General features: G+C 51.2%; 24 protein-coding genes. 1 reads left to right on the top strand and 23 read right to left on the bottom strand.

Features of this window, described 5'->3' with window-relative positions:
* Positions 1-3: 3 nt before the first annotated feature.
* Together TSP01S_RS05145 and TSP01S_RS05140 are read right to left on the bottom strand one after the other, a co-directional pair.
* Positions 4-906, bottom strand: a complete 903-nt coding sequence (locus TSP01S_RS05145; RefSeq protein ID WP_197538917.1) for a branched-chain amino acid ABC transporter permease — start codon at positions 904-906, stop codon at positions 4-6.
* A 53-nt stretch (positions 907-959) separates the two neighbouring features.
* Positions 960-2,087: an ABC transporter substrate-binding protein gene (locus TSP01S_RS05140; RefSeq protein ID WP_041077042.1), complete on the bottom strand. Its 1,128-nt coding sequence runs from the start codon at positions 2,085-2,087 to the stop codon at positions 960-962.
* Positions 2,088-2,235: 148 nt separating this feature from the next.
* Between TSP01S_RS05140 and TSP01S_RS05135 the strand changes: the two genes are divergently transcribed.
* Positions 2,236-2,832, top strand: coding sequence for a hypothetical protein (locus TSP01S_RS05135; RefSeq protein ID WP_231848518.1), 597 nt, complete (start codon positions 2,236-2,238; stop codon positions 2,830-2,832).
* Here the strand turns inward: TSP01S_RS05135 and jag are convergent.
* From jag to hslU, 21 genes are all read right to left on the bottom strand, one after another.
* Positions 2,829-3,476 carry an RNA-binding cell elongation regulator Jag/EloR gene (jag, locus tag TSP01S_RS05130; RefSeq protein ID WP_041077040.1) on the bottom strand — a complete coding sequence of 216 codons (648 nt, stop codon included), beginning with the start codon at positions 3,474-3,476 and terminating at the stop codon, positions 2,829-2,831. The genes TSP01S_RS05135 and jag overlap by 4 nt on opposite strands.
* Positions 3,477-3,482: 6 nt before the next feature.
* Complete coding sequence (gene yidC, locus TSP01S_RS05125) at positions 3,483-4,820, bottom strand: membrane protein insertase YidC (protein ID WP_041077038.1); 1,338 nt, start codon at positions 4,818-4,820, stop codon at positions 3,483-3,485.
* Complete coding sequence (yidD, locus tag TSP01S_RS05120; protein ID WP_041077036.1) at positions 4,811-5,050, bottom strand: membrane protein insertion efficiency factor YidD; 240 nt, start codon at positions 5,048-5,050, stop codon at positions 4,811-4,813. Before yidD ends, yidC begins: the two co-directional genes overlap by 10 nt.
* Positions 5,047-5,418 (bottom strand): ribonuclease P protein component, encoded by a 372-nt coding sequence (gene rnpA, locus TSP01S_RS05115; protein WP_041077033.1) that lies wholly within the window; start codon positions 5,416-5,418, stop codon positions 5,047-5,049. The genes yidD and rnpA overlap by 4 nt, the downstream gene beginning before the upstream one ends.
* Positions 5,400-5,534 (bottom strand): 50S ribosomal protein L34, encoded by a 135-nt coding sequence (gene rpmH, locus TSP01S_RS05110; RefSeq protein ID WP_041077031.1) that lies wholly within the window; start codon positions 5,532-5,534, stop codon positions 5,400-5,402. The genes rnpA and rpmH overlap by 19 nt, the downstream gene beginning before the upstream one ends.
* A gap of 18 nt (positions 5,535-5,552) precedes the next feature.
* Positions 5,553-6,629 carry a DNA integrity scanning diadenylate cyclase DisA gene (gene disA / locus TSP01S_RS05105; RefSeq protein WP_041077029.1) on the bottom strand — a complete coding sequence of 359 codons (1,077 nt, stop codon included), beginning with the start codon at positions 6,627-6,629 and terminating at the stop codon, positions 5,553-5,555.
* Positions 6,616-7,950, bottom strand: coding sequence for a DNA repair protein RadA (radA, locus tag TSP01S_RS05100; protein WP_041077027.1), 1,335 nt, complete (start codon positions 7,948-7,950; stop codon positions 6,616-6,618). Before radA ends, disA begins: the two co-directional genes overlap by 14 nt.
* Entirely contained in the window at positions 7,947-10,400 is a 2,454-nt protein-coding gene (locus TSP01S_RS05095; RefSeq protein ID WP_041077025.1) for an ATP-dependent Clp protease ATP-binding subunit, read from the bottom strand. The genes radA and TSP01S_RS05095 overlap by 4 nt, the downstream gene beginning before the upstream one ends.
* A gap of 21 nt (positions 10,401-10,421) precedes the next feature.
* A complete protein-coding gene (locus tag TSP01S_RS10065; protein ID WP_052463513.1) occupies positions 10,422-10,985 on the bottom strand; it encodes a CPBP family intramembrane glutamic endopeptidase in 564 nt (187 codons plus the stop codon).
* 103 nt (positions 10,986-11,088) lie between these two features.
* Positions 11,089-11,376, bottom strand: coding sequence for a 30S ribosomal protein S20 (gene rpsT, locus TSP01S_RS05085; RefSeq protein WP_041078473.1), 288 nt, complete (start codon positions 11,374-11,376; stop codon positions 11,089-11,091).
* 14 nt (positions 11,377-11,390) lie between these two features.
* Complete coding sequence (metK, locus tag TSP01S_RS05080) at positions 11,391-12,581, bottom strand: methionine adenosyltransferase (protein ID WP_041077023.1); 1,191 nt, start codon at positions 12,579-12,581, stop codon at positions 11,391-11,393.
* On the bottom strand, positions 12,578-12,910 hold the full coding sequence (locus TSP01S_RS05075; protein WP_041077021.1) for a hypothetical protein: 333 nt from the start codon (positions 12,908-12,910) through the stop codon (positions 12,578-12,580). The genes metK and TSP01S_RS05075 overlap by 4 nt, the downstream gene beginning before the upstream one ends.
* Before the next feature lie 5 nt (positions 12,911-12,915).
* The gene (locus TSP01S_RS05070; protein WP_041077019.1) at positions 12,916-13,890 is read right to left on the bottom strand and encodes a M23 family metallopeptidase; all 975 of its coding nucleotides are present in this window, start codon (positions 13,888-13,890) and stop codon (positions 12,916-12,918) included.
* Positions 13,878-15,149: a GTPase HflX gene (gene hflX / locus TSP01S_RS05065; protein WP_041077017.1), complete on the bottom strand. Its 1,272-nt coding sequence runs from the start codon at positions 15,147-15,149 to the stop codon at positions 13,878-13,880. The genes TSP01S_RS05070 and hflX overlap by 13 nt, the downstream gene beginning before the upstream one ends.
* Entirely contained in the window at positions 15,133-15,411 is a 279-nt protein-coding gene (gene hfq / locus TSP01S_RS05060; protein WP_041077015.1) for an RNA chaperone Hfq, read from the bottom strand. The genes hflX and hfq overlap by 17 nt, the downstream gene beginning before the upstream one ends.
* 21 nt (positions 15,412-15,432) lie before the next feature.
* The gene (gene miaA, locus TSP01S_RS05055; protein ID WP_041077013.1) at positions 15,433-16,341 is read right to left on the bottom strand and encodes a tRNA (adenosine(37)-N6)-dimethylallyltransferase MiaA; all 909 of its coding nucleotides are present in this window, start codon (positions 16,339-16,341) and stop codon (positions 15,433-15,435) included.
* Positions 16,338-17,108: a class I SAM-dependent methyltransferase gene (locus TSP01S_RS05050; RefSeq protein WP_041077009.1), complete on the bottom strand. Its 771-nt coding sequence runs from the start codon at positions 17,106-17,108 to the stop codon at positions 16,338-16,340. Before TSP01S_RS05050 ends, miaA begins: the two co-directional genes overlap by 4 nt.
* A complete protein-coding gene (locus tag TSP01S_RS05045; protein WP_041077008.1) occupies positions 17,105-17,314 on the bottom strand; it encodes a hypothetical protein in 210 nt (69 codons plus the stop codon). Before TSP01S_RS05045 ends, TSP01S_RS05050 begins: the two co-directional genes overlap by 4 nt.
* A gap of 10 nt (positions 17,315-17,324) precedes the next feature.
* Entirely contained in the window at positions 17,325-19,559 is a 2,235-nt protein-coding gene (locus TSP01S_RS10295; RefSeq protein WP_041077006.1) for a carbohydrate ABC transporter permease, read from the bottom strand.
* A 10-nt stretch (positions 19,560-19,569) separates the two neighbouring features.
* Positions 19,570-20,817: a carbohydrate ABC transporter permease gene (locus TSP01S_RS05035; protein WP_041077004.1), complete on the bottom strand. Its 1,248-nt coding sequence runs from the start codon at positions 20,815-20,817 to the stop codon at positions 19,570-19,572.
* Positions 20,818-20,827: 10 nt separating this feature from the next.
* Positions 20,828-22,216, bottom strand: coding sequence for an ATP-dependent protease ATPase subunit HslU (hslU, locus tag TSP01S_RS05030; RefSeq protein ID WP_041077002.1), 1,389 nt, complete (start codon positions 22,214-22,216; stop codon positions 20,828-20,830).

The raw sequence follows: 22,216 nt of genomic DNA, 5'->3' as shown, positions 1-22,216 counted from the left end.
CTATCACACCTTTTCGGAAACTTCCACTCCAAATATACCGCTCGGTCTCACGAGCAACACGAAGAGGAGGATGGCGTAAGCGATCGCGTCCCTGTACCCTGCTATGGAGGGGAGGAAAGCAACGATCATGATCTCACTGATACCGAGCACGAAGCCACCGACCATCGCTCCCTGAATGCTCCCTATGCCCCCCACCACGGCTGCGATGAAGGCCTTCAAACCCGGTATCACACCGGTGAAAGGATAAACCTGCGGGTAGGTCATGGCCCAGAGAAGTCCTCCCACGGCGGCCAAAGCAGAACCTATCATGAAGGTGAAGGTTATGATTCTGTCAGCGTTCACACCCATCAGGCGTGTGGTCGGTATGTCTTTCGATATCGCCCTCATCGCCATACCAACTTTCGTTCTGTAGACGATCCACACGAGGACCAACAAAGACACAGCGATTGTGCCAAGTGTGATCAGAGAAAGAACCCTCAGTTTCACACCTGCTATGTTCAAAACGTTCAGAAAGAAGGTCGGATACATTCCTGTCTGTGGGTTGAAAGATTTTGCCCGGCCCCCAAAAACGACCGTGGCAAAGTTCTGCAAGAAGAAAGACACACCTATGGCCGTTATGAGCGCGGAGATCCTCGGGGCGTCTCTCAAAGGCCTGTAAGCTATTCTTTCCACGAGTGCTCCCAGAAATGCTGTAAGAAAGATAGAAAGAATGAACGCGACCCACCAGGGAAGGAGAAAAAGTGAAACACCGTAGAAGGCGAAATAAATTCCGTAAGTGAATATGTCACCGTGTGCGAAGTTGATGAGCCTGAGAATTCCATACACCATCGTGTAACCGATGGCGATGAGCGCGTAGATTCCTCCGAGTGACAGAGCGTTGACAAGGTGCTGGAAAAAGTCCGTCAGTCTCAACCTGCCACCCCCTCAAGCTGAAAGCCCCCCATGTGGGGGGCTCACCTTTACGGTCTCACCACAGTGAGCAGTTCCGGTTTTCCATTCCTTATCTGGATTATGACCGCCGGTTTGATGGGATCACCGGAATCGGGTGGGTAGCTGATCGTACCGGCGACACCTTCAAAGTTCTGGGTGGCTGCCAGCGCGTCTCTTATCGCCACTGGGTCCACAGACTGTGCCCTCTCTATCGCATCGAGCACCAGGTTGTATGCATCGAACGCGAGTGCTCCAAAAGCGTCTGGTCTTCTTCCATACTCCTTCACGTAGGCTTCCACGAACGGCTTCGTCTTTGGAGAAAGATCGGCATCCTGGTGGAAGTACGTGGTGTAGCACAAACCTTCGACGAATTTACCTCCAATCTGTAAGAGTTCTGGCGCGTCCGCCCCATCACCCGCGAGGAAGTTACCCGTGAAACCGAGTTCCCTGGCCTGCTTGCACATGAGCGCGATTTCAGCGTAATAGCCAGGCATGAATATGAGATCTGGATTTCTGGAGAGAACGTAGGTGAGCTGGGCTGAGAAGTCCTGATCTCCCGTGTTGTAGTAAGCTTCAAAGAATTTACCACCGTACTTTGCAAACGCGCGTTTGAAGTAGTTCGCCAGACCCACGACGTAATCCTGGGCGACATCGACCATGATGGCGACGTTACGAGCTTTCAGATTTTCCCACGCGAATTTGGCGAGAAGCTCCCCCTGGAGTGTGTCAACGAAGCATGCTCTGAAAATGAAACGTCTGTTCTGTGTCACCAGAGGGTTCGTTGCGGTGTTGGTCACCAGGGGCACCTGTTTCTGCTCGGCTATGGCACCTGCTGCGAGCGCACACGAGCTGGTGCAGGGGCCGAGTATCACGCATACCTTCTCGACATCGATGAGCCTTCTCGCAACGTTCGCGGCTTCGGCTTTGTCACCCTTGTTGTCGAGCAGAATGACGTTGACAGGTATTTCCTTGCCCTGAATCTTCACGGTCGGCCTGAGCTTCATCGCCAGTTTCACACCGTCCCAGGACATCTGCCCGAACCCTGCGATGGGACCAGTCATCTCCCAACCTGCACCGATCCTGACTTCCGTGATCTCAGCGGCAAAGATGAGTGCGGCGGAAATCAACAATACAACGAGTGAAACGTACCTACGCACAACACCACCTCCATGGAAGAGTTTGCGGGATTGTTTGGCGATATTATAGCATAAGAGGGCGTGGTGTTGTTCCAAGGAGCTTAAAACACATTTTCGGCAGACTGACATAAAAGTCTTATGCTAAAATTAGAAATGTGGGGGGAAACTGGTGTCGGTGGATCCAAAGAAACTTGAGAGCATAATCACACAGATCGCCGGAATCATCGCCGCCAGGGTGGTTGCAGACAGTGAAGGCATAAGGGAGATCCACGTGGTCGCAGATTCCGCGAAGAACCCCAAACAGATCGTTCGAGATGTGGAAACAGCGATCCTCGCATCCACGGGTTTGAGGATCGATAGGAAAATCGTGAGTGTGGCTCAGCTGAATCAGGAATACCAGCAAATCGATGATTACAGACTTGAATCGCTCAAAGCGGAAGAAGCTGGAAAGAATTTGAAAGTCACGGTCCTCATCAGGCACGACGACGAAGTGTATGAAGGTACCGCCGAAGGGCCGAAGACGAGTCTGCAGAAATTGAGAATAGCGGCCTCAGCGGTTCTGAAAGCCGTGGAGGATCTGTCCAGCGACGTTTTCTCGGTCGACGATGTGAGGATCATAAACCTGGCCGGTAAAGACTTCGTCGTCTGCCACGTCACCAGGCTTTCGCACGAAAAAGAAAAGAGCATCATCGGAAGCGCGGAGTTAGAACGAGACGTTTTGGCTGCTGCCGCAAACGCGGCCCTGGATGCCTGGAAGAAAGCTTAATCGCTCTGTGAATCTTCGTCTTTTCCGTTAGAACTGTACTCGATGACCACTTTTCGATACGGCTCAACACCGATCGAGTAACTTTTCAAGTTCCTGTGTTGTTTCACCATCTCGTGGACTATCCTGCGCTCGAACGCGAACATGGGATCGAGTACCACTTTTCCCTTGGTGAGTTTCACCCGCTGTATCGCCTGTTTGATAACATTTTCCAGGTTCTTCTTTCGCTTCTTCTTGTACTCGCCTGCGTCTATCGAAACCAGAAGCTTGGTATCGCTCATCCTGTTCAAATAGATCATTGCGATGTGTTGAAGTGCCGCGAGGGTCTTACCGTGTTTGCCTATGAGCTTGCCGATGTCCTCTCCCTCGAGCTCGACCAGAAACCTTCTGTTCGAACAGGACACCTTAACGTTCACGTTCCCACAGACGCTCAGGATGTTCGTGAGAAACTCTTGGAGCTTCCGAACGAAGTAATCGGCCTTGAAGCTGATCTCTATCTCCGCGTTCTTAGCGAACAGACCGAACAGTCCCTTCGACCCTTTTTCTATCACGGTGTACTCGTACTCGCCTTCTCGAAGATCGTAACACTCTATCGCCTTCCGCAAGGCTTCTTCAACCGTTGGCGCACTGATTTTAACCGTTTTCACCCCTGCTCACCCCTTGGGTCGCAAACCAAGAAGTTCGCGCGTACTTATTCCTTTGATCTTGTAACGCTTGTATATGTAATAAGTCACGAGGAACTGAATCACGGTGTTGGTTGTGAAGTAAAGGAACAGACCGCTCGGCAGTCCCACGAACAGCAACGTGAACGCCACAGACATGATGATCCCCTGCCAGGCCGATCTGGTATCCTGACTCGTGATGAGCGTGTTGTAGTAACTCGCCACGATCGTGATCAATATGAAGATCGCGTTGGCCGAGAACCCTCCCTTAGACAGATCGGGCCAGATCAGGAATCGGCCGTTGAACGCTATTTCCTCCTGGAAATAACGTATGACGGCGTAGAGCAGGAAGAATATCGGAAGCTGTACGACGAGCATGAGACAACCGCTCGCGGGGTTCACCCCTTCTTCTCTGTACGCCTTCAGAAGTTCTTCCTGTTGTTTGGCTGGGTCCTTGTACTTCTTGCGTATCATTTCTATCTTCGGCTGTAACTTGCGCATCTTTATCATCGACTTGGTCTGAGCATGGTAAAGTGGGTAAAGTGCAAACCTCACAACGACAGTGAACAGGATGATCGCCCAGCCGAAGTTCTTCGTGAGCCGGAACAGCCACCAGAAGAACCACACGAGCGGATAAAAAACTGGGTCGTACCACACAGAAGAACCCGGGATGGTTTTGATGACAGCAACGAGCTCATCGTAATCCTCAGGAAAGAGTTTGCTGAGGAACACCCTCTTGTACGGTCCCATGTGGAAGATCAGGGTGGTATCAGTCTCGATTCGGACGGTGTTAGAAACGATCTTCTGCGAGTTTGTCTTCACCAAACTCAGCGTTCTTGTCTTCGGGGCGAGAGATATGAAGTAATCTTTAACCGTTCTGTCGTTGTCGGCGAACCAGACACGCGGTAAGTGAACGATCAGGGGCCTTTTGGTCTCTATCTTCACCTCGATGACGTACTCTGGAACGTTTCGAAACACGTAGCTTCTTTTCACATCACCATAGTCATAGGTGAGGACAAGATCACCTCTGTACACGTTCGTACCAGTCTGCTGGCCGAAGAGTTGTGCCTCAGCAGCAGCAATGAGGGCAGTACCATCCTCGCTCAAGAGGTCAAAACCGTCATTGTCCCTCTCGAAGACGTGAACTCTTCGCTCCACCGTGAGATACACGTTCGCAAGGTTTCCGTTCTGATCGAACTCGTACTCTGCGAAACGGGTCTGAACCTTTATCCCACCCGGCAGGTACGTAACTTTTATCTCGTTCTGGGAGAACGTGACAGAAAGAGCAAAGGTCAGAATCAAGGCGATGAGAAGCTTCTTCAAGTCGATCTCCTCCTCAGTGTGAATTTGTCCGGTACCGGATCTTCTCCACCTGCACTCAAAGGGTTACACCTGAGTATTCGCCAGCCGGCAAGGATTAATCCTTTGATCACTCCAAATTTCTCGATCGCTTCAATAGCATAAGTCGAGCAGGTCGGAGTGAACCTGCACGTGGGAGGTTTCAGCGGAGAGATGTACTTTTGATAGAACCTTATACAGCTCACTACGAGCTTTCTCATGCGCCGATCCTCTTCAACAGCTCTCCAAGTTCGTTTCTTATCACGTGATAATCGATTCTGTCGAGAATTTCGGACAGGGTTTTCCGCGGGATCACCACGATATCGTAACCTCTGGGAAGTTCCGGTTTCATCTGCCTGTAGCTTTCCCTGATCCAGCGCTTTATCCTGTTCCTGTCGTGGGCTTTGCCAAGTTTTTTTCTCACAACGATCGCTATTCTGTTGAAATCCAAGCCGTTCTTCAGGTATATTACCGTGAAAAAATCGCTTTGCAACGACAATCCCTCTCGGAAAACCCTGTCGAAATCTCGCTTCAGCCTGAGCCTTTCTTGGCGGGGGAAAGAGTAAAGATTCAAACCGCCAGTCTCCATCTGCCTTTCGCCCTTCTGCGGGCGAGCACTTTCCTTCCGGAGGCAGTCCGAGACCTCACGAGAAAGCCGTGCGTTTTTTTCCTCTTCCTCCGATTCGGTTGGTAGGTTCTCTTCATCTCGCACTCCTCCTTTTTCTATCCTGTCCTTTTCTCGCCTCTGGTTCCTTCCCTTCCTTTTATCATACCAAGACTCGACGCGATTGCCAACGCCCTTTTTTCTCCGATCCCATCCACAGACTTCAGTACCTCCACGTCTGCTTCTCTCAGGTTCCTGAGATTCTTGAACGTTTTCACGAGGTTCTGCGACACGTTCAGGGGTATTCTCACCACGCCTTTCAAAAATCTGTAACCTTTTGGATGAACCAGGATTTCTCCAGCCTGTGCGCTTGTCTGAACGTTAAGCCCGAGTTCCTTGATGATTTTCATCTCGGTGAGGTTCTTGTCCTGCTTCAGCCTTTCAATCGTTTCCTTGGCTTGGTCTGGATCCAGCTCCACCGTGCTGTAATCCATCACCAGCAGGATCACTGTCTCCTCAACGTCTGTGAGCAACTCGCTGAATTGGGCCCAGATCAAACTGGCTTCTTCACCGAGCTCGACCATGTACGGATACACTTCTTCATAGATCTTCAGCATCGCTACGGCTTTTTCAATCGCTCTAGCAACATCGTGGATGGAAACGCCAGCTTGTAGCTCTGCGGAATCAATGGAAGACAGCAGCCTGTCCAGGCTGGTCCGATACCTTTCCATCGCGTTCAGGGCCTGAGAAACTCTCGCCATGAGTAACCTGGCGTCACTCAACGCGTACTTGTAGGGCCCGTAGTAAACGGTCACAACGTTCCTGCGCTTCGATATCGCGACGACCATGCAGTTTGTCTGTTTCGCGACTCTCTCGGCCGTTCTGTGGCGGGTGCCCGTCTCCGTTGTGGGAATCGTTGGGTCAGGCACCAGGTGCGCGTTCGCCAGAAGGATCCTCGATACATCTTCGGAAACCACTATCGCACCATCCATTTTGGCGAGCTCGTACAACCTTTCAGGCGTGAAACTGCAGTTCACCTCGAATCCACCCTGAATGATGCTCCTGTGTTTCGACAGATCGTCCACGAAAAGTATGAGCGCTCCAAGGTTCGCCGCCCTTATATCGTCCAACGCTTTTCTGAGCCTGGTTCCAGGAGACAGCAGAGCTATTTTGTTGAGAAGTTCAGTCGCTATCAACCTTCCTCACTCCCAGAACGTTCATCAAGGATCTAACGTCTCTCAAAGAGACACAGCACCTTTCGCCCGCCTCAGAAGCGTTCGGCAGAAGTATCCTGTCCAGTTCGATCTTGTTCAGGGCATCCAGCCGGTTCCTGATCCTGTGAACAGGCCTTATCCTACCATCCAGACTGACCTCACCGAACGCGGCAGTCCTGCCGAGTGAGATCTCCGTCAGAGAAGAAACTATGGCGCAGGCAACGGCAAGATCGGCCGCCGTGTCGGTTATCTTCAACCCTCCCATGACGTTCACGTACACGTCTCGACTCTCCAGTGGAAGATGTGCCTGTCGTTCGAGGATGGCGATCAGCATCAACAACCTGGTCAGATCGTAACCGTTGCTCACGCGCCTGGGTGAGACCGATCTGGTTTTCGAAACGAGTGCCTGCAACTGTACAACAAGAGGCTTTGAACCTTCGATCACGCAGCTCAGACAGTTTCCAGCCGGTGGTTCTTCCACATCTATCAAGAGCGATTCATCGATCTGTTTCAGGCCAGACTCGGTCATCTCGAAGATGCACATTTCACCCGAAGGACCGAACCTGTTCTTGACGATCCTGATGACCCTGAAATCTGTGTTCGTTTCTCCTTCGAAGTAGATCACCGTGTCGACCAAATGTTCCACCATCTTTGGGCCCGCTATCTCTCCAGTCTTCGTTATGTGCGCGATGAGCAGGGCCGGGATCGACAGAACTTTACAGCGTTCCGTGATCAGGGAAGCGGCCGTACGGACCTGGGCGACGCTACCTGGATAGGAGCCCAGCCGCTCCGAATACATGGCTTGAAGCGAGTCCACGACGAGGAATTTGTAAGAACTGTCCAGAACGTTCAAAACCTGCTCAGGATCGTTCTCACTCAAAACAACGATGTTGTCTTCCGATTGAAACCCAAACCTTTCCGATCTGTAAGCGACCTGCTCAGGTGATTCTTCTGCCGTGATGTACAAAACTTTGAACCTCTTCGCAAGATGGCCACAAATTTGGAGAGCCAGGCTACTTTTGCCGACGCCTGGCTCCCCACCGAGCAAGACCACCTGACCTGCCATCAGACCCCCGTTCAGCGCTTCGTCGAGTTCGGAAAAACCGGTCTGGATCCTTTCGTGTTTCTGTTCTTTTTTCAGCGATTTGAGTACGGCAGGTTGTGGCACATCTTTCCTCCGTTCATTCTGTGAGATCACGACCTCTCGTGCCGTGTTCCATGCGCCACAACTTGGACATCTTCCAAACCATTTCACCGATTCGTAGCCGCAGCTTTCACAGACGAAGTAACCGCCCTTTTTCATCCCTGCAGGACTCCTGCTTTGGTTTGCCGTTTCTTCGTGAATCTCAATCCGTCTCTGCCGCGTGCACAAACGATCACGTCACCGGGATCGAACTTGCCCCTGAGTATCTCCTCAGCGAGCGGATCTTCCAGGTACTGCTGGATCGCTCGCTTCAAAGGTCTCGCACCGTAAACAGGGTCGAATCCTTTCTCGATCAGGAACTCCCGTGCCGATTTGGTCAGAACGATGTCCAGGTTCTTGGATTTCAGTCTCTCACGCAGGTCCGACAGGAGTATGTCGATGATCTTGGACACATCCTCCTTCGTCAGCGGATGGAACACAACGATCTCGTCTATCCTGTTGAGAAATTCTGGCCTGAAGGTCTTCTTGACTTCGTCGAGAACGAGTGCCTTCATCTCTTCGTAGTCGCGTTGCGCGTCTTCCTGTGAGACGAAGCCCAGCGTCCTCTTGGACTTGTTTATCAGCGTTCCTCCAATGTTGCTCGTCATCACTATGATCGTGTTCTTGAAATCAACTTCTCGACCCTGGGAATCCGTCAGCCGGCCGTCGTCCATGATCTGGAGCAAGATGTTGAACACGTCTGGATGCGCTTTCTCGATCTCGTCGAACAGTATGACCGAGAACGGTCTGCGCCTGACTTTTTCCGTGAGCGTTCCACCCTCTTCGTAACCGACGTAGCCTGGAGGTGCTCCGATCAATCTGGAGACCGAGAAGCGTTCCATGTACTCGCTCATGTCGAACCTGATCAAGGCCTTTTCGTCACCGAACAGGTACGCTGCCAGCACCTTCGTCAATTCCGTTTTACCCACACCGGTCGGACCGAGGAACAGGAACACACCTATGGGGCGCCTCGGGTCCTTCAAACCGCTGCGTGCGCGCCTTATCGCCCTGGCTATAGCCTTTATAGCCTCATCCTGACCGACGATGCGCTGGTGCAACGCCTTTTCAAGGTTCAACAGTTTCTCGCTCTCGCTCTCTTCAATCTTCATCAGTGGTATGCCTGTCCAGCTCGACACGACCTCAGCGATCTGATCGACGTCGACGGTTATTATCGATGATTCGACAGATTTTCTCCACTGCTGATATTTCTCGTTCAGCTGGGCCGAAATGGTCCTCTCCTGCTCCTTCAGCTCGGCAGCCTTTTCGTAATCCTGATTGAGCACGGCGAGTTCCTTGTCGTTCTTGATCTGTTCCAGTTGTGCTTTCAAAAGCTGAATCTCTGGTGGCAGAACAAAACTCTTTAAACGTGCCCTCGCGCCAGCTTCATCTATCACATCGATGGCCTTGTCCGGCAGGAAATGATCCGTGATGTACCGTTTCGAAAGGTACACGGCCGCTTCGAGCGCGGAATCGGTGTATTTTACCCTGTGATGGGACTCGTACTTGTGCCTCAAACCTTTGAGAATTTCGAGGGTTTCCTCAGCGCTCGGTTCTCTTATGTAGATCTTCTGGAAGCGCCTTTCTAAAGCGGCATCCTTTTCGATGTACTTTCTGTACTCGTCCGGAGTCGTCGCTCCGATGCACTTGATCTCACCTCTCGCGAGAGCAGGTTTGAGTATGTTCGCCGCATCGACCGCACCCTCAGCCGAACCGGCGCCGACTATCGTGTGGATTTCATCTATGAACAGAATGATGTTCGGATCACGACTGACCACCTGCAGCAGTTTCTTCATCCTCTTCTCGAATTCGCCCCTGTATTTCGTGCCAGCCACGAGGGCTGCAACGTCGAGAGAGAATATCGTTTTGTGTTTGAGCGGTTCGGGAACCTCTCCAGCGACGATCCTCTGCGCCAACCCTTCCACGATCGCAGTTTTACCGATGCCCGGTTCGCCGATGAGTACAGGATTGTTCTTCTTTCTTCGAACCAGCACCTGCATCACACGCTCTATTTCTTCTTCCCTTCCTATGACAGGATCGAGCTGGTTCTTCATAGCGAGCGCCGTGAGGTCTATTCCAAAACCTTCCAGGTGCCTGACCGAAGGATTGTCGGAAGTCCTGTCGACGTCGTAATCCGATTCACGCTGCTGAGAGTTTTCGACCACGATCCTCCTGAGTGTCCCGAGGTCCACACCCATCTTCCTGAGCACGTGAACGGCGATTCCTTCTCCCTCTCTGATGATCCCCAGGAGTATGTGCTCAGGCTGTATCTTATCGCTACCAAGATACTTCGCTTCCTCGTAAGCGAGCTCGATGACACGTTTGGCTCTCGGCGTCATCTGAGGAGAGCTGGAGTAACCTCGCATACCCATTCCGACCATCGATATGATCTCATTCTTGGCACGTGCGTAAGTGACACCCATTTCACTGAGCGATTCGCTCAGCGGAGAATCCTGCTTCAGTATCGCGAGCAGTATGTGTTCGGTTCCGACGTACGAGTGTCCCATCTCTATGGCTTCCTTCTGTGCTTCAACGATCAATCTCGCGGAACTTTCTGAAAATTTATCAAACATTCGAATCACTCCTTTCTCGTTTCACAGTGAGACCACGAGTGCCACCACATTATTTAGACAGTGAACTAAAACACAAGGTACTAACGATCCGTGAACTTCCTTTATCGTTCCGAGCAACAACGATGTTACGAACACCTGTGGAAACACGGAGATCGGGTGAAACAGAGAAAACAACAACGATGTGACTATTATGGCTCCGTTCGTGCCGAGCTTCCTCTTGAAAATTGACTGCGTGTAACCTCGAAACGCTACTTCTTCGGCGAGTGGGGCGAGCGCCACGAGTAACACCACCATCATGGGATCCAGGCTCAGCTTTTGAACCGTTTCGTATTGCTGCGGAAAGAGCAGACCAATCAGAGCGAGTAGACCGTAGAGCAACAGCAAATACAGCACGCTTCTCAGAATGAGACCGCGTCTGTAAGTGAAGAGAAAACCAAGATGCTCCAGTTTCATCAGCATCAAACTCAGGGATAGAAGCGCAACGTACCACAGCGTGGCTACCCACACCGAGTAGGTCGATCCAACTACGATTGGCCCAGAAAACAGCACAGCTATAAATATTAGAAACAGCACGAGGTCTCTCACGTACGTTTCACCAATTAAAATTCTATCATCAAAGCAAAACCAGCACCCGATCTTACAGGTGCTGGAACAAACGAGCAAAAACCCCTTAAGTTTTTCGGACTTTTCAACCTTGAACCGTTTGGAGACTCTTGTTGACAAAATTCATGAGGCGGGACTTTCTTCGAGCGGCTTGATTCTTGTGAATGGCGCCCTTGGATGCAGCTTTATCTATAGCAGAGATTGCTTCTCTCACAAGCTGCATGATTTTATCTCTGTCCTCGCCCGCCTTGATGGCTTCCATCACGGCCTTCACAGCATTCTTCATTCTTGTCTTGTAAGATTTGTTCCTCAACCTTCTTTCCTCGGATTGTCTGACGCGCTTCAAAGCAGATTTGTTGACCTTTTTTGCCAAGGCTCCTCCCTCCTTCACATGTTGAAGTATCTCCTGAGCTCATCAACGGCATCGAGCCTTTCCCAGGTGAAATCAGGATCGTTCCTGCCGAAGTGTCCGTAGGCCGCGGTCTTCCTGTAAATGGGGCGTCTCAGGTTCAACCTCTCAATGATCGCCAGCGGTCGGAAATCGAACAGCTCGATTATGGCTTTCTTCAACTTCTCCTCATCGACCTTGGCGGTTCCGAAGGTTTCTATCATCAAAGAAACGGGCCTGGCCTTGCCTATGGCGTACGCAACCTGTATCATGAAGCGGTCTGCGAGACCCGCAGCGACAACGTTCTTTGCGACATAGCGAGCCATGTAATGGGCTGATCTGTCCACCTTGGTTGGGTCTTTCCCGCTGAACGCTCCGCCTCCGTGGGGCACCCATCCGCCGTAGGTGTCCACTATGATCTTGCGACCGGTGAGACCCGTATCCGCCGAAGGTCCTCCGAGCACGAACCTGCCGGTTGGGTTCACAAGGATCTTCACGTCGTTCGACCAGTACTGCTCAGGAATGGTGGGCTTTATGACGTGCTCTATCAAAGCTTCCCTGAGCTCTTGGATCGTCACATCCGGTTCGTGCTGGGCAGAGATCAAGATCGTATCGACCCTCACTGGTTTCCAGTTCTCGTCGTATTCGATCGTGACCTGAGTCTTTCCGTCAGGTCTGAGGAACGGTACGATCTTCTTCTTACGAACCTCTGCGAGTCTCATCGCGAGTTTGTGGGCGAGCATTATCGGTAAGGGCATATATTCGGGCGTTTCGTTGGTAGCGTATCCGAACATCATGCCCTGATCTCCTGCTCCGATCTTGTCGTACTCGTCGTCGAGATGGTTCTTTTCCCTCGCTTCCAGAGCTCTGTTCACTCCTATGGCTATGTCTGGGGACTGATTGTGAATCGACGTCAGTACACCGCACGTTTCTCCGTCGAAACCGTACTTCGCCCTGGTGTAACCGATATCGAGGATCGTTCGGCGAACGATATCTTGTATATCAACGTAGGCTTCGGTCGTGACTTCTCCCGCAACGACAGCCAGACCAGTGGTCACGAGTGTCTCAACGGCCACTCTCGCGTTGGGATCCTGTTCCAGAATGGCATCCAGGATCGCGTCCGATATTTGGTCTGCCAGCTTGTCGGGGTGACCTTCCGTCACGCTCTCACTGGTGAACAGTCTCTTCATTTCTCCGCCTCCTTTGTGTGCTGTTCATATTCTTCTCTTGTTACGAATTCTCCACCCTCGAGACTGAACGACCTGACCCTGTAACTCGAGCTGAACGCAGCGGTCAAGTGTAACTTGTTGGGACACTTCGAGCCAACGTAGATTTTATCAAGTCTGTACGGCGTGGATGGATTGTCGTAATCATTTATGAAATCGTAACCCATGCGCAAATGGCTGCGGAAGTATTCGCCGCACTTCGTGCACTTGAAGTACGCCACCAGAGTGTTGCCTTCTCTGTAAAAGGGATCAACCGCGAGGTTCTTCGCCTTCTTGCGCTTGAAGAACCACATCGTTTCTACCTTCTTTCCAGAACGAATTTCAGCTCATACTCGTTTCCCCACACGTCTTCGCACACTATACTGACATTCGTCCTCGAAGGTAGCTGCCCGAGCTCTGGAAATTTGTTGAACTTTACGACGCTGCTGACTCTGTCCGGATAAAGCTTGTAATAGGCGCTGTATCTGTACCCATCGGCGACAGAATTCTCTGTGTACACAGCCCATACGTTGTTGAACTCGTCCAGACGTATTTCACCGAGATCAATATGATACACCAGATCCTTGTCGAAGTACAACTTCAGTGATCTGAGTCCTATGACATTCCTTCCCACGCTCGTGACGGCATCGACCGCGATCTTTGGCCAGGGACCCCGAAACCTGTAAACCCTGTTTTCAACGTAATCGAACCTTTCACCGTCTATGATGAGCCCTCTCACCGTGAATCTGGCATCTGCGGGCTTCGGTACGCTCAACATATCTGAAGGGTTATAACAGATTGTTTCATCGCTGTTCCTGATCTCGAAATGGCAGTGAGGTTGCGCCGCCTCACCCGTCTGGCCCGAATAACCAATGGCCTCTCCAGCCTTGAACCATATGCTTCTTTCCGGGAATTCCACCACGATCCTTCTCTTTCCGAACTCGCTCACAACGCTGTTCACCACGTCTTTGATCTGCTCGGCGAAGCCACTCAGATGGGCGTACAGTGTCCTGAAACCATTCTCGTGCTGCAACACAACGACGTTCCCGTAGATATCATCCTCATCGATTTCGATCCTTACCAGCCAGCCATCCGCAGCCGCGAGTATTGGGACACCGGAGCGCATCTGCGTCGAAAAATCGCTGCCCATGTGAAAGTGTGGTCCTCTGTTTCCTGTTCCTCTGAATTCCCCAAAGCTCGACGTAATGACCAGCTGGCCACCGACTGGCGAGACGAACGAGGCCAGTAGCAGAGCCGACGAGAGAATCAGCAACCACGATGTCAACTTTCGCACGTCTTCATCCCTCCGTTGAGTAATATTGCCAGCTTTTTCAGAACGCTCTCACGAGCCTTCACTCTGACGATCAATCCTTCGTCGGTGAAAACGCTCTTTTTGATCGCTACCTTCTCGCGGAATTTCTCCAGTGTGTGCAGGTGATCCAGCCCAACGAAGAATTCTTCTTCAACTTCGCTTTTTTCCAGCATTCGGCAGACCTCGTTGAGAAGCGCGTCGATCCCTATTCTTTTCAGAGCGCTCACGAACATCGCAGATGGATACACGTCCGACAGAAGCTCGATTTTCTCTTCAGTGAGCAGATCGATTTTGTTGAAGACCAGAAGGCGTGGGATCGCGTCAGCATGGAGCTCACTGAGAACCTCTTCGGCGACTCTTATTTTTTCTGCGTATTCGGGATCTGTAGCATCGACGAGCAAGATTATAACATCAGAATAGCAGATTTCCTCCAGGGTTGATTTGAAAGCCTCTACGATGGTATGCGGCACCTTCCTGATGAAGCCCACGGTATCTTTGAAGAGCGCGACACGCCCGTCCGGCAACTTTACACGCCTCACCACAGGTGCCAGCGTGCTGAACAGCTTTGAACTGACGGTTATGGAAGGATCTGAAGACAGGGCGGCGAGCAAACACGATTTCCCGGCGTTCGTGTAGCCAACGATGGACACTGTTGCAAGTTCGCTGTCTGAACGGAGCTTTCGCTGCTGATCCCTGTCTTTCTTCAGTTCGTTCAGTTCTTTTCTCAGCATGTTTATCCTTTCGCGTATCTGTCTTCTTCTCTCTTCCAGCTTCGGTTCACCCGGTCCTCTCGTTCCAACGCCTCCACCGAGCCTCGAAAGGCTTCTACCTTCTCCCACCAACCTCGGCAACTCGTATTGCAACTGTGCGAGCTCGACCTGAAGCTTTCCTTCCTTAGTCGTCGCGTGGCGAGCGAAGACGTCCAGAATCACCTGGGTTCTATCCTTGACGGGCACCTTGAGGGTGTTCTCAAGGTTTTTCGCCTGGAGTGGACTGATCTCATCATCCACCACAACGTAATCGATACCCAGCTCAGCGATCTTCCCCACCAGGGATTCTACTTTTCCACGACCAAGATAAAAGCGCGAGTCAGGATACTCGCGCCGCTGCCTGACCACTTCGACAACCTCTGCATCGAGATTTGCCAAAAGGCCTGCCAACTCTTCGCAGGAAGTTTCTTCACTCTCTATTGTCAGTACCAGGACCTTCTTCAACGCTGTGGCTTCAATCGTCCGACCCATCTGATTGACTCTGCTGGGCTTCCTCCTTTTCCTTCTGTTCGGTCTTCACGAGTTTGACGAACGAAGTGGGCATTATAGTGCTTATGGCGTGCTTGTAAATGAGACTCTGCTGATTCTCGTTCTCGAGAAGGATCGTGTAACTGTCGAAGGAACGAATGATCCCTTTGGTTTGAAATCCGTTCACCAGGTACACCTTGACCTCGATCTTGTTCGTGCGCAGGGTGTTCAGAAACCTGTCCTGAAGATTGAATTTTTCTGCCATCCTCCAGACCCCCCAGCGATATCACAGATTCTTTTGTGCGTCCTCCTCCACAATCTTGACAATCTTCTCGAGGACGCTTTCATCGTTCGCATCGAGCCAGATCGAATCTCGATACTTTCTGAACCATATGAGCTGTCTCCTCGCAAAATGTCTGGTATTACGCTTGATCTTCTCCACTGTTCTTTCAAAACTCTCCCGGCCCTCCAGATACTCAATGACCTCCTGATAACCTATGGTCTTGAAAGCGTTCAAATCCTTCGAGTACCCCATCTCCAGCAGGGACTTAACCTCGTCTATGAGCCCATCTTTTATCATCTTTTCAACCCTCAAGTTGATTCTATCATAAAGTTCTCCGCGATCTCTCGTCAGAATCACTATCCTGAAATTTCCAGCGGGCTTCGCGTTTCGCTGAAGTTCTGAAATCGTGCGTCCGGTTTGAAGCCAGACTTCGAGCGCTCTGATCGTGCGCTTCAAGTCGTTCACATGAATCTTGCTCGCCGCTTCGGGATCGATCTTTTCGAGCATTTTTCTCAAAGAACCCGGTTCTTTCAGTTCCTTTTCCAGCAAATTTTGTCTGATGGATTCGTCCCGCGGTGCCCCTTCGAATATACCTCTCACGAGAGAGTCTATATAAAGGCCTGTTCCCCCAACCAGAAGGGGGAGTCGGCCTTTCTTTTTGATCTCTTCGATCGCCCTGACGGCATCCGTTCTGAAATTGTACACGCTGTAGTACTCATCGGGATAGACTATGTCTATCAGATGGTGCGGTACAACTTGCCTCTGTTGAAGGGTAGGCTTGGCTGTGCCGATGTCCATGTGTTTGTAGATCTGCCTGGAGTCAACGGAAACTATTTCTGCACCGAGTCGGACCGCAACTTCGATGGCCAGATCCGTTTTGCCGACACCGGTTGGCCCGGCGAGTATTATCATCTCTTCTCGATCACTCCGTACAGAACCTGGCTCTTCCTGCTGCCAGTTATCCTGTCCACCTTGATCCTCTCGAACATCGAGTCGAACGCGTGCGCCTTCAGAACCACCCTTTTTCTGGCCACGCGCAGCATTTCTCTTACGTCCCCTTCAGTCACACTATCATAGACGGCGAACGGTCTCAGAGGGTTCATGGAAGAGGATTCATAGACAGGATTTTCGAACATCGGGTCGCAGTACACGATATCGAACGAACCATCGGGGCACTGGGATAGATACCTTCTGAAATCGATGTGGATGATCTCGATCTTTTTCATTGCGACGTTCACCCAGTCTTCTTTGTCCCTGTAACTCTTCAAGCCTTCCCTGACAACTATGTATATCGGTGTTGAGGCTTCCAGTCCAACGACCTTACCTTCTTTCAGAAAACCAGCCATGAGTATCGCCTCAGCACCGAGACCAAACGTCGTGTCTAAGATGAGTTCGTCTCCCTGCAGCTGGAGACACTCGATGAGGTGATCCTTCAATCCCTTTTTGACGTTCCTCATCCTCACTTTCGCCGTGGACGGGTGAAAAAACAGCGAACCTCCCTTGTATTTCACAACGATTCTGTCAATTTCGACGACGTAACAGTAATCGTCTCCAACCGCTTCCAGCAGGTTGGGACATTTCCTTCGAGAAATGTAAGGTAGATTCAGCTCCTGTGAAAGCATCAGTGCCCTGAGCACCTGCTCCTTCGTCGGCTTGTGCGAGGTGGTCACGAAGATCATCTAACCTTCCTCCTCAACCTTTCCACTTCTTCGAGTAACTCTTCCACCTGTGACGAGAGTTGCTTTTCCGTCGCTCTGAGTTCTACGTTCTTCTTCAACTCGGTAACGAAATGAACGTAAGCTCCCAACCACAGAAACGCGATCACGAAGAGCGACGCCAGTACCACGTACCGAAGATAGTTCTTCTGCCGCCTTCGGGCTCTCACTTCTATCGCCTCACTTCAGACCCGTCCTGGCGATACCCTGAACGAAGTAGCGCTGGGTGAACAGGAACAGGATCAATATCGGCAGGATCGAGAACGTCGCGGCAGCCATGAGCATGTTGTAGACGGTTCCAACGTCCGTGCTGAAGGTCTGAAGACCCACCGGCAAGGTCCTGAATCTGTCTTTGTTCGTCACGATGAGGACCCACAGAAACGCGTTCCAGCTACCCACGAACTTCAGTAGAGCTGAAGTTACGATCGCTGGTTTCGACAGAGGAACGACAACGGTCCAGAGGAACCTCCAGTGAGAACAACCATCTATCTTGGCCGCGTCCTGGAGTTCTCTTGGGAGCGTGAGGAAGTGCTGTCTCAACAGGAAGATCGCGAAGACGCTGACGATCCAGGGTATTATGAGCGCGTAATACGTGTCGATCCAGCCCAGCTTGGAGATGGTTATGAAGTTCGGTACGAGTAGAACTTCCCCGGGGATCATCATCGTGCTCAAGAACAAACCGAAGATCAGGTTCTTCCCTGGAAAATTCATCAGCGCGAACGCGTACGCAGCCATGGCGCACAGAACCACTTCCGCGATGGTCGTCACTGTTGACACCAAGACGGTGTTCACGTAGTAAATACCGAACGGTGCGCTCTTCCAGGCAGCAACGTAGTTATGGAAAATGTTGCCCAGGACTTCGCGGGAAGAATAGTCGACGCGCACGGCGTACCGTTCGTCTTCGAGATACACCGGATGAACATCGTCAAGAACGAACTCGATCGTCTGGTTCTGCTTGAGCCTAACTTCTTTAACGAAATCGGGAGCCTGAACGATTTTCATCAAGCTCTGAACCCTGGCCAGGGCAGATCTTATCTGGCTCACGCTCTCTACTTCGTCGGAGACTTTGAGCAGTATTTTGAAAAATTCGTCTTCTTCGAGGAAGGAAGAGAGTTGCTCGATCTTGCCCAGAATCACCCACGCTGCAGAACTACCTTCCGACTGCAACCAAGTTTTGAGCTGGTCAAGATCTTCAAAATATTTGATTCGCACATTTCTCGGATTCAGCAAGTTCAAAAGCTGCGAGGTTAACTGTTTCATCTGTTGCACGTAGAGCCTCACGTTGTCAAGATGTTGCGTCTCGAGTTCTGAGTAAAGTTTCTCATCGACTCTCTTTTCAACCCTTTCGGCAAGGCCATTGAGAGAATAGTTCAGTTCCTCAACAGCGATCTTCTTTAACTCGTCCGGTATGTTCAATCGATCGAGCATGACCAACAATTCATTCTTCCTCTCCTTTTCGTTCATGAACCTGAATTTCACGATGGCTGAGCCAACGGGTTGTGTCTGGACCGACTGAAAGTAATCGTTCACGAAAGAATACGTTTCGAGCACGTTCAGAACGTTCTTAGTTGAAGCGAGTACCCTCTGTTCGTACAATCGAATCACCGGATTGTCCCTGAGAGCTTCGCTCAGCTTGTCGGTATCGAGCTGGGCGATCCAATCTTTCAACACGTGAGTAAGATTTTTCACCTCGTTCGAATCGAGTATGGATGTTCTACCCTTCTTGAAGATCGTCACATAACTCACGACATCCGTGCACGCCTTTCTCACGGACTCCATGAATCTGGAAAATTCATCCCTGTACTCCTCAGGAACCCTCGTCGTGTAGCGCGACAGAACCTCTATCTGTTGCAGGGAAGAGTTCGCAGCGTTTTCAACGAGTTCAACGTAGTTTCTCCGGTCCAGCAAGGCGTTCGTACCGTGCAGGTACATGGCAAAGAACCTGCTGAAGAACGTTTCCGCATCGCTGGTTTCATCGATGAGCTGCAGCACATCTTTTTGTGTTGTCAGTTCTCTCAGCTCTTCCAAGAATTTTTCGAAACTGGCAGCATCCAGCCGTCCACTGAGCAATTTCGCGTTCGGTGGAAAGGAAACCGTCAGCGTGCCCCTGTAGACCGGATCATCATCTATCAGGATTCTCAACACGTTTTGCTCGGCTTCGCGTTGAACGAGCACGAGCGCTTCCCTCAAGGTTAAGCCTTTCCAGTCGAGCCCTCCCACAGAACCACGTGACACACTCGTCTTCAGATGCCACGTTCTTGAAAAGTTTTTGCTCGTCCAGATGGGAGGCCAGCGCTCCACCTCACTGCGCGTCTTGAACGAAGTGGACACCATCCACGCGAACGGCATCAGCATGACCACGGCCCCTATCGAGAGCAACGTGTAAACCAAGAAATTGCCGAGAAGACGACGCATTCTTTTCACCTCATGACACGTACTCCACGACGCTTCTGCCAACCCTGAACTGGATCAGGGTGAAAACTAAGATTATGGCGAACAGGATGTACGCGGCCGCACACGCTATACCCATTCTCTGCTGCACGTAGAACCTGTCGAAGACGTAGTAAACCATCGTCAGTCCACTGTTGTTGTACGGTCCAGGTAAGCCACTGTAGAGCACGTACACCTCGGTGAAGACCTTGAACGCATTTATCAACGAAACGATCAGCAGGAAGAAAGTCGTGGGACTGAGTAACGGCCACGTTATGTAAAAGAACTTCTGCCTGCTGTTCGCACCGTCGACATCGGCCGCTTCATAATAAGAGCGATCTATATTTTGCAAGCCAGCCAGAAAGATCACGGCGTCGTATCCGACCGTCCTCCAGATGGACACGATGGCCACCGTGGGGATGGTCCAGCGCTCGTCTTTGAGCCATGCAATCTTTTGAACGTTGAAAAACGACAGAAAATAGTTCAGCAAACCATAAGCGTCATCGAAGATCCAGCGCCACACCAGCGATATCGCGACCACAGAAGTGACGAAAGGAACGAAGTATGCGGTTCTGAAAAAGGCACGAAATTTCACGTTGGAATTCAAAAGCAACGCGATGCCCAGAGCGAGGCCTATGGTGATGGGCACACTGAGCACCACGTAGTAGAGTGTGTTGAACATCGCTTTCACGAAAAGGTTCCTGTCACGTCCTTCGAGCAAGAAATCGATGACGGTGTAGAAGCGTCTGTCGAGAGCGAACATCAGTACGAGTAAAGCTGTGATGATCGCAACCATTCCTGCAACGTGCCGAGACAGATCTTTTCGTGTCCTCAAGACGAGGATGGTAAAAAGGGAAAGGCAAACGAACAGAAGAAGGGTCCGGAGCAAGGACAAATCACTGAAATACAGCAGGACGGTCGATATCAAAAGAATCCACGAAATTCTTTTCTTAAAAGCGATACCGTAGATAGAGACGACGAAAGCTACAGAAACGAAGATGAGAAAGAGCGTCCAGAGGAGAGCCTCCGTAAAACTGTGTTCCATCGCAGGGAAGAACCTGAAGATCTCTCTGTAATTTTCGAGCCCAGCGAAGACGGGACTTCTCATGTTCTTGAAGTCCCACCTGAAGAAGCTCAGAACGAACGAAAAACCGACGGGCCAGAAGACGAAGGTGCCCAGGATCAAGAACGATGGCACGAGGAACAGGTAAGCCAGTATCGCCTCGCGGACCTTGCTTTTCACACGAACCCCCTCACAGTATGTAGGAACTCAGATCTTCGTCCGATGCTATGGCTCCGATCTTGTCTCTCACATACTTCGCATCGATGACGATCCTCTTTTCCGGTATGTCTGGAGCTTCAAAGGACACATCTTCGAGGACCTTCTCCACAACCGTGTACAATCTTCGAGCGCCTATGTTCTCGAGCCTCTGGTTGAGTTCGTAAGCGATCCTGGCGATCTCTTCGACACCGTCCTCGGTGAAGATCAGTTCGACCCCTTCGGTCGCGAGCAAAGCCTGATACTGTTTCGTGATCGCATTTTCCGGCTCGGTGAGTATTCTCACGAAATCCTTCTGACTCAGCGGCGAAAGTTCAACCCTGATCGGGAATCTTCCCTGGAGCTCCGGTATCAGGTCGGACGGCTTGCTCATGTGGAAAGCGCCGGAACCTATGAAGAGTATGTAATCCGTCCTGACCGGTCCGTACTTGGTCATGACCGTCGTTCCTTCGACGATGGGCAGGAGGTCTCTCTGAACACCCTGTCTGGAGACGTCAGGACCCACACCCGAAGATTTGATCGCTATTTTGTCGAGCTCGTCTATGAATATGATACCCCTGTTTTGCGCCCTGTCGAGCGCTTCCTGAACAGCTTTGTCGGTATCGATGAGCTTTTCAGCTTCGATAGGTAGCAGCACCTTGCGCGCTTCGGAAACCGTGAGCCTCCTTTTCTGTTTCGTCTTCGGCAGGATGCTGCCGAGCATGTTACCCAGATCTATTCCAAGATCTTCCAGTTCCGCTGATCCCACGATTCCCATGAATGGCGTCGCCTCTTTTTCGATTTCGATTTCGATCACTTCGTTTTCGAGTTCTCCGCTCCTGAGTCTCTGTCTCATCTCTTCCCGCTTCTGCTTGATCAACCTCCTTTCTTCGATGCTCGGCTGTGGCTGTTGCTGCATGCCGAAAAGTCCCATCAGTCCCAAAGATTGGGGCTTCTTGCTGTCCGGCACGAGTGCGTCCAGGATGCGTTCCTCCACCATGGCTTCGGCCTTTTCTTTGACTTGCTCCATCATTTCTTTTTTGACCATGTTCACACTTATTTCAACGAGGTCCCTTATCATGGACTCAACGTTCTTACCAACGTATCCTATCTCGGTGAACCTGGTCGCCTCAACCTTGAGAAAGGGCGAACCGGACAACTGTGCCAGTCTCCTCGCAATTTCCGTTTTTCCGACACCCGTTGGTCCTATCATGAGAATGTTCTTGGGCAACACTTCCTTCTGCCATCTCTCTGGCAATTTCTGACGTCTTATGCGATTCCTTATGGCTATCGCAACGGCCCGCTTGGCCTGATACTGGCCCACTATGTACTTGTCGAGTTCGGCGACTATCTGCTTCGGCGTCAGTTCATCGAAATTGGTCAT

The organism is Thermotoga caldifontis AZM44c09 (assembly GCF_000828655.1).
Taxonomy (GTDB): domain Bacteria; phylum Thermotogota; class Thermotogae; order Thermotogales; family DSM-5069; genus Pseudothermotoga_A; species Pseudothermotoga_A caldifontis.
The sequence above is the reverse complement of the archived record's forward strand: the minus strand, read 5'-3'. Positions and strand labels throughout refer to the sequence as shown.

Coding starts and splice junctions, on each gene's coding strand:
- yidD (WP_041077036.1), bottom strand. CDS start 5,050: ATGAGAAAGCTCGTAGTGAGCTGTATAAGGTTCTATCAAAAGTACATC.
- TSP01S_RS05075 (WP_041077021.1), bottom strand. CDS start 12,910: ATGTGGTTCTTCAAGCGCAAGAAGGCGAAGAACCTCGCGGTTGATCCC.
- radA (WP_041077027.1), bottom strand. CDS start 7,950: ATGAAAAAGGGCGGTTACTTCGTCTGTGAAAGCTGCGGCTACGAATCG.
- hslU (WP_041077002.1), bottom strand. CDS start 22,216: ATGACCAATTTCGATGAACTGACGCCGAAGCAGATAGTCGCCGAACTC.
- rnpA (WP_041077033.1), bottom strand. CDS start 5,418: ATGGAGACTGGCGGTTTGAATCTTTACTCTTTCCCCCGCCAAGAAAGG.
- hfq (WP_041077015.1), bottom strand. CDS start 15,411: ATGGCAGAAAAATTCAATCTTCAGGACAGGTTTCTGAACACCCTGCGC.
- TSP01S_RS05095 (WP_041077025.1), bottom strand. CDS start 10,400: ATGTTTGATAAATTTTCAGAAAGTTCCGCGAGATTGATCGTTGAAGCA.
- hflX (WP_041077017.1), bottom strand. CDS start 15,149: ATGGGTCGGACGATTGAAGCCACAGCGTTGAAGAAGGTCCTGGTACTG.
- metK (WP_041077023.1), bottom strand. CDS start 12,581: ATGAAGAGACTGTTCACCAGTGAGAGCGTGACGGAAGGTCACCCCGAC.
- TSP01S_RS05050 (WP_041077009.1), bottom strand. CDS start 17,108: ATGATCTTCGTGACCACCTCGCACAAGCCGACGAAGGAGCAGGTGCTC.
- miaA (WP_041077013.1), bottom strand. CDS start 16,341: ATGATAATACTCGCCGGGCCAACCGGTGTCGGCAAAACGGATCTGGCC.
- rpmH (WP_041077031.1), bottom strand. CDS start 5,534: ATGAAGAGAACCTACCAACCGAATCGGAGGAAGAGGAAAAAAACGCAC.
- TSP01S_RS10295 (WP_041077006.1), bottom strand. CDS start 19,559: ATGCGTCGTCTTCTCGGCAATTTCTTGGTTTACACGTTGCTCTCGATA.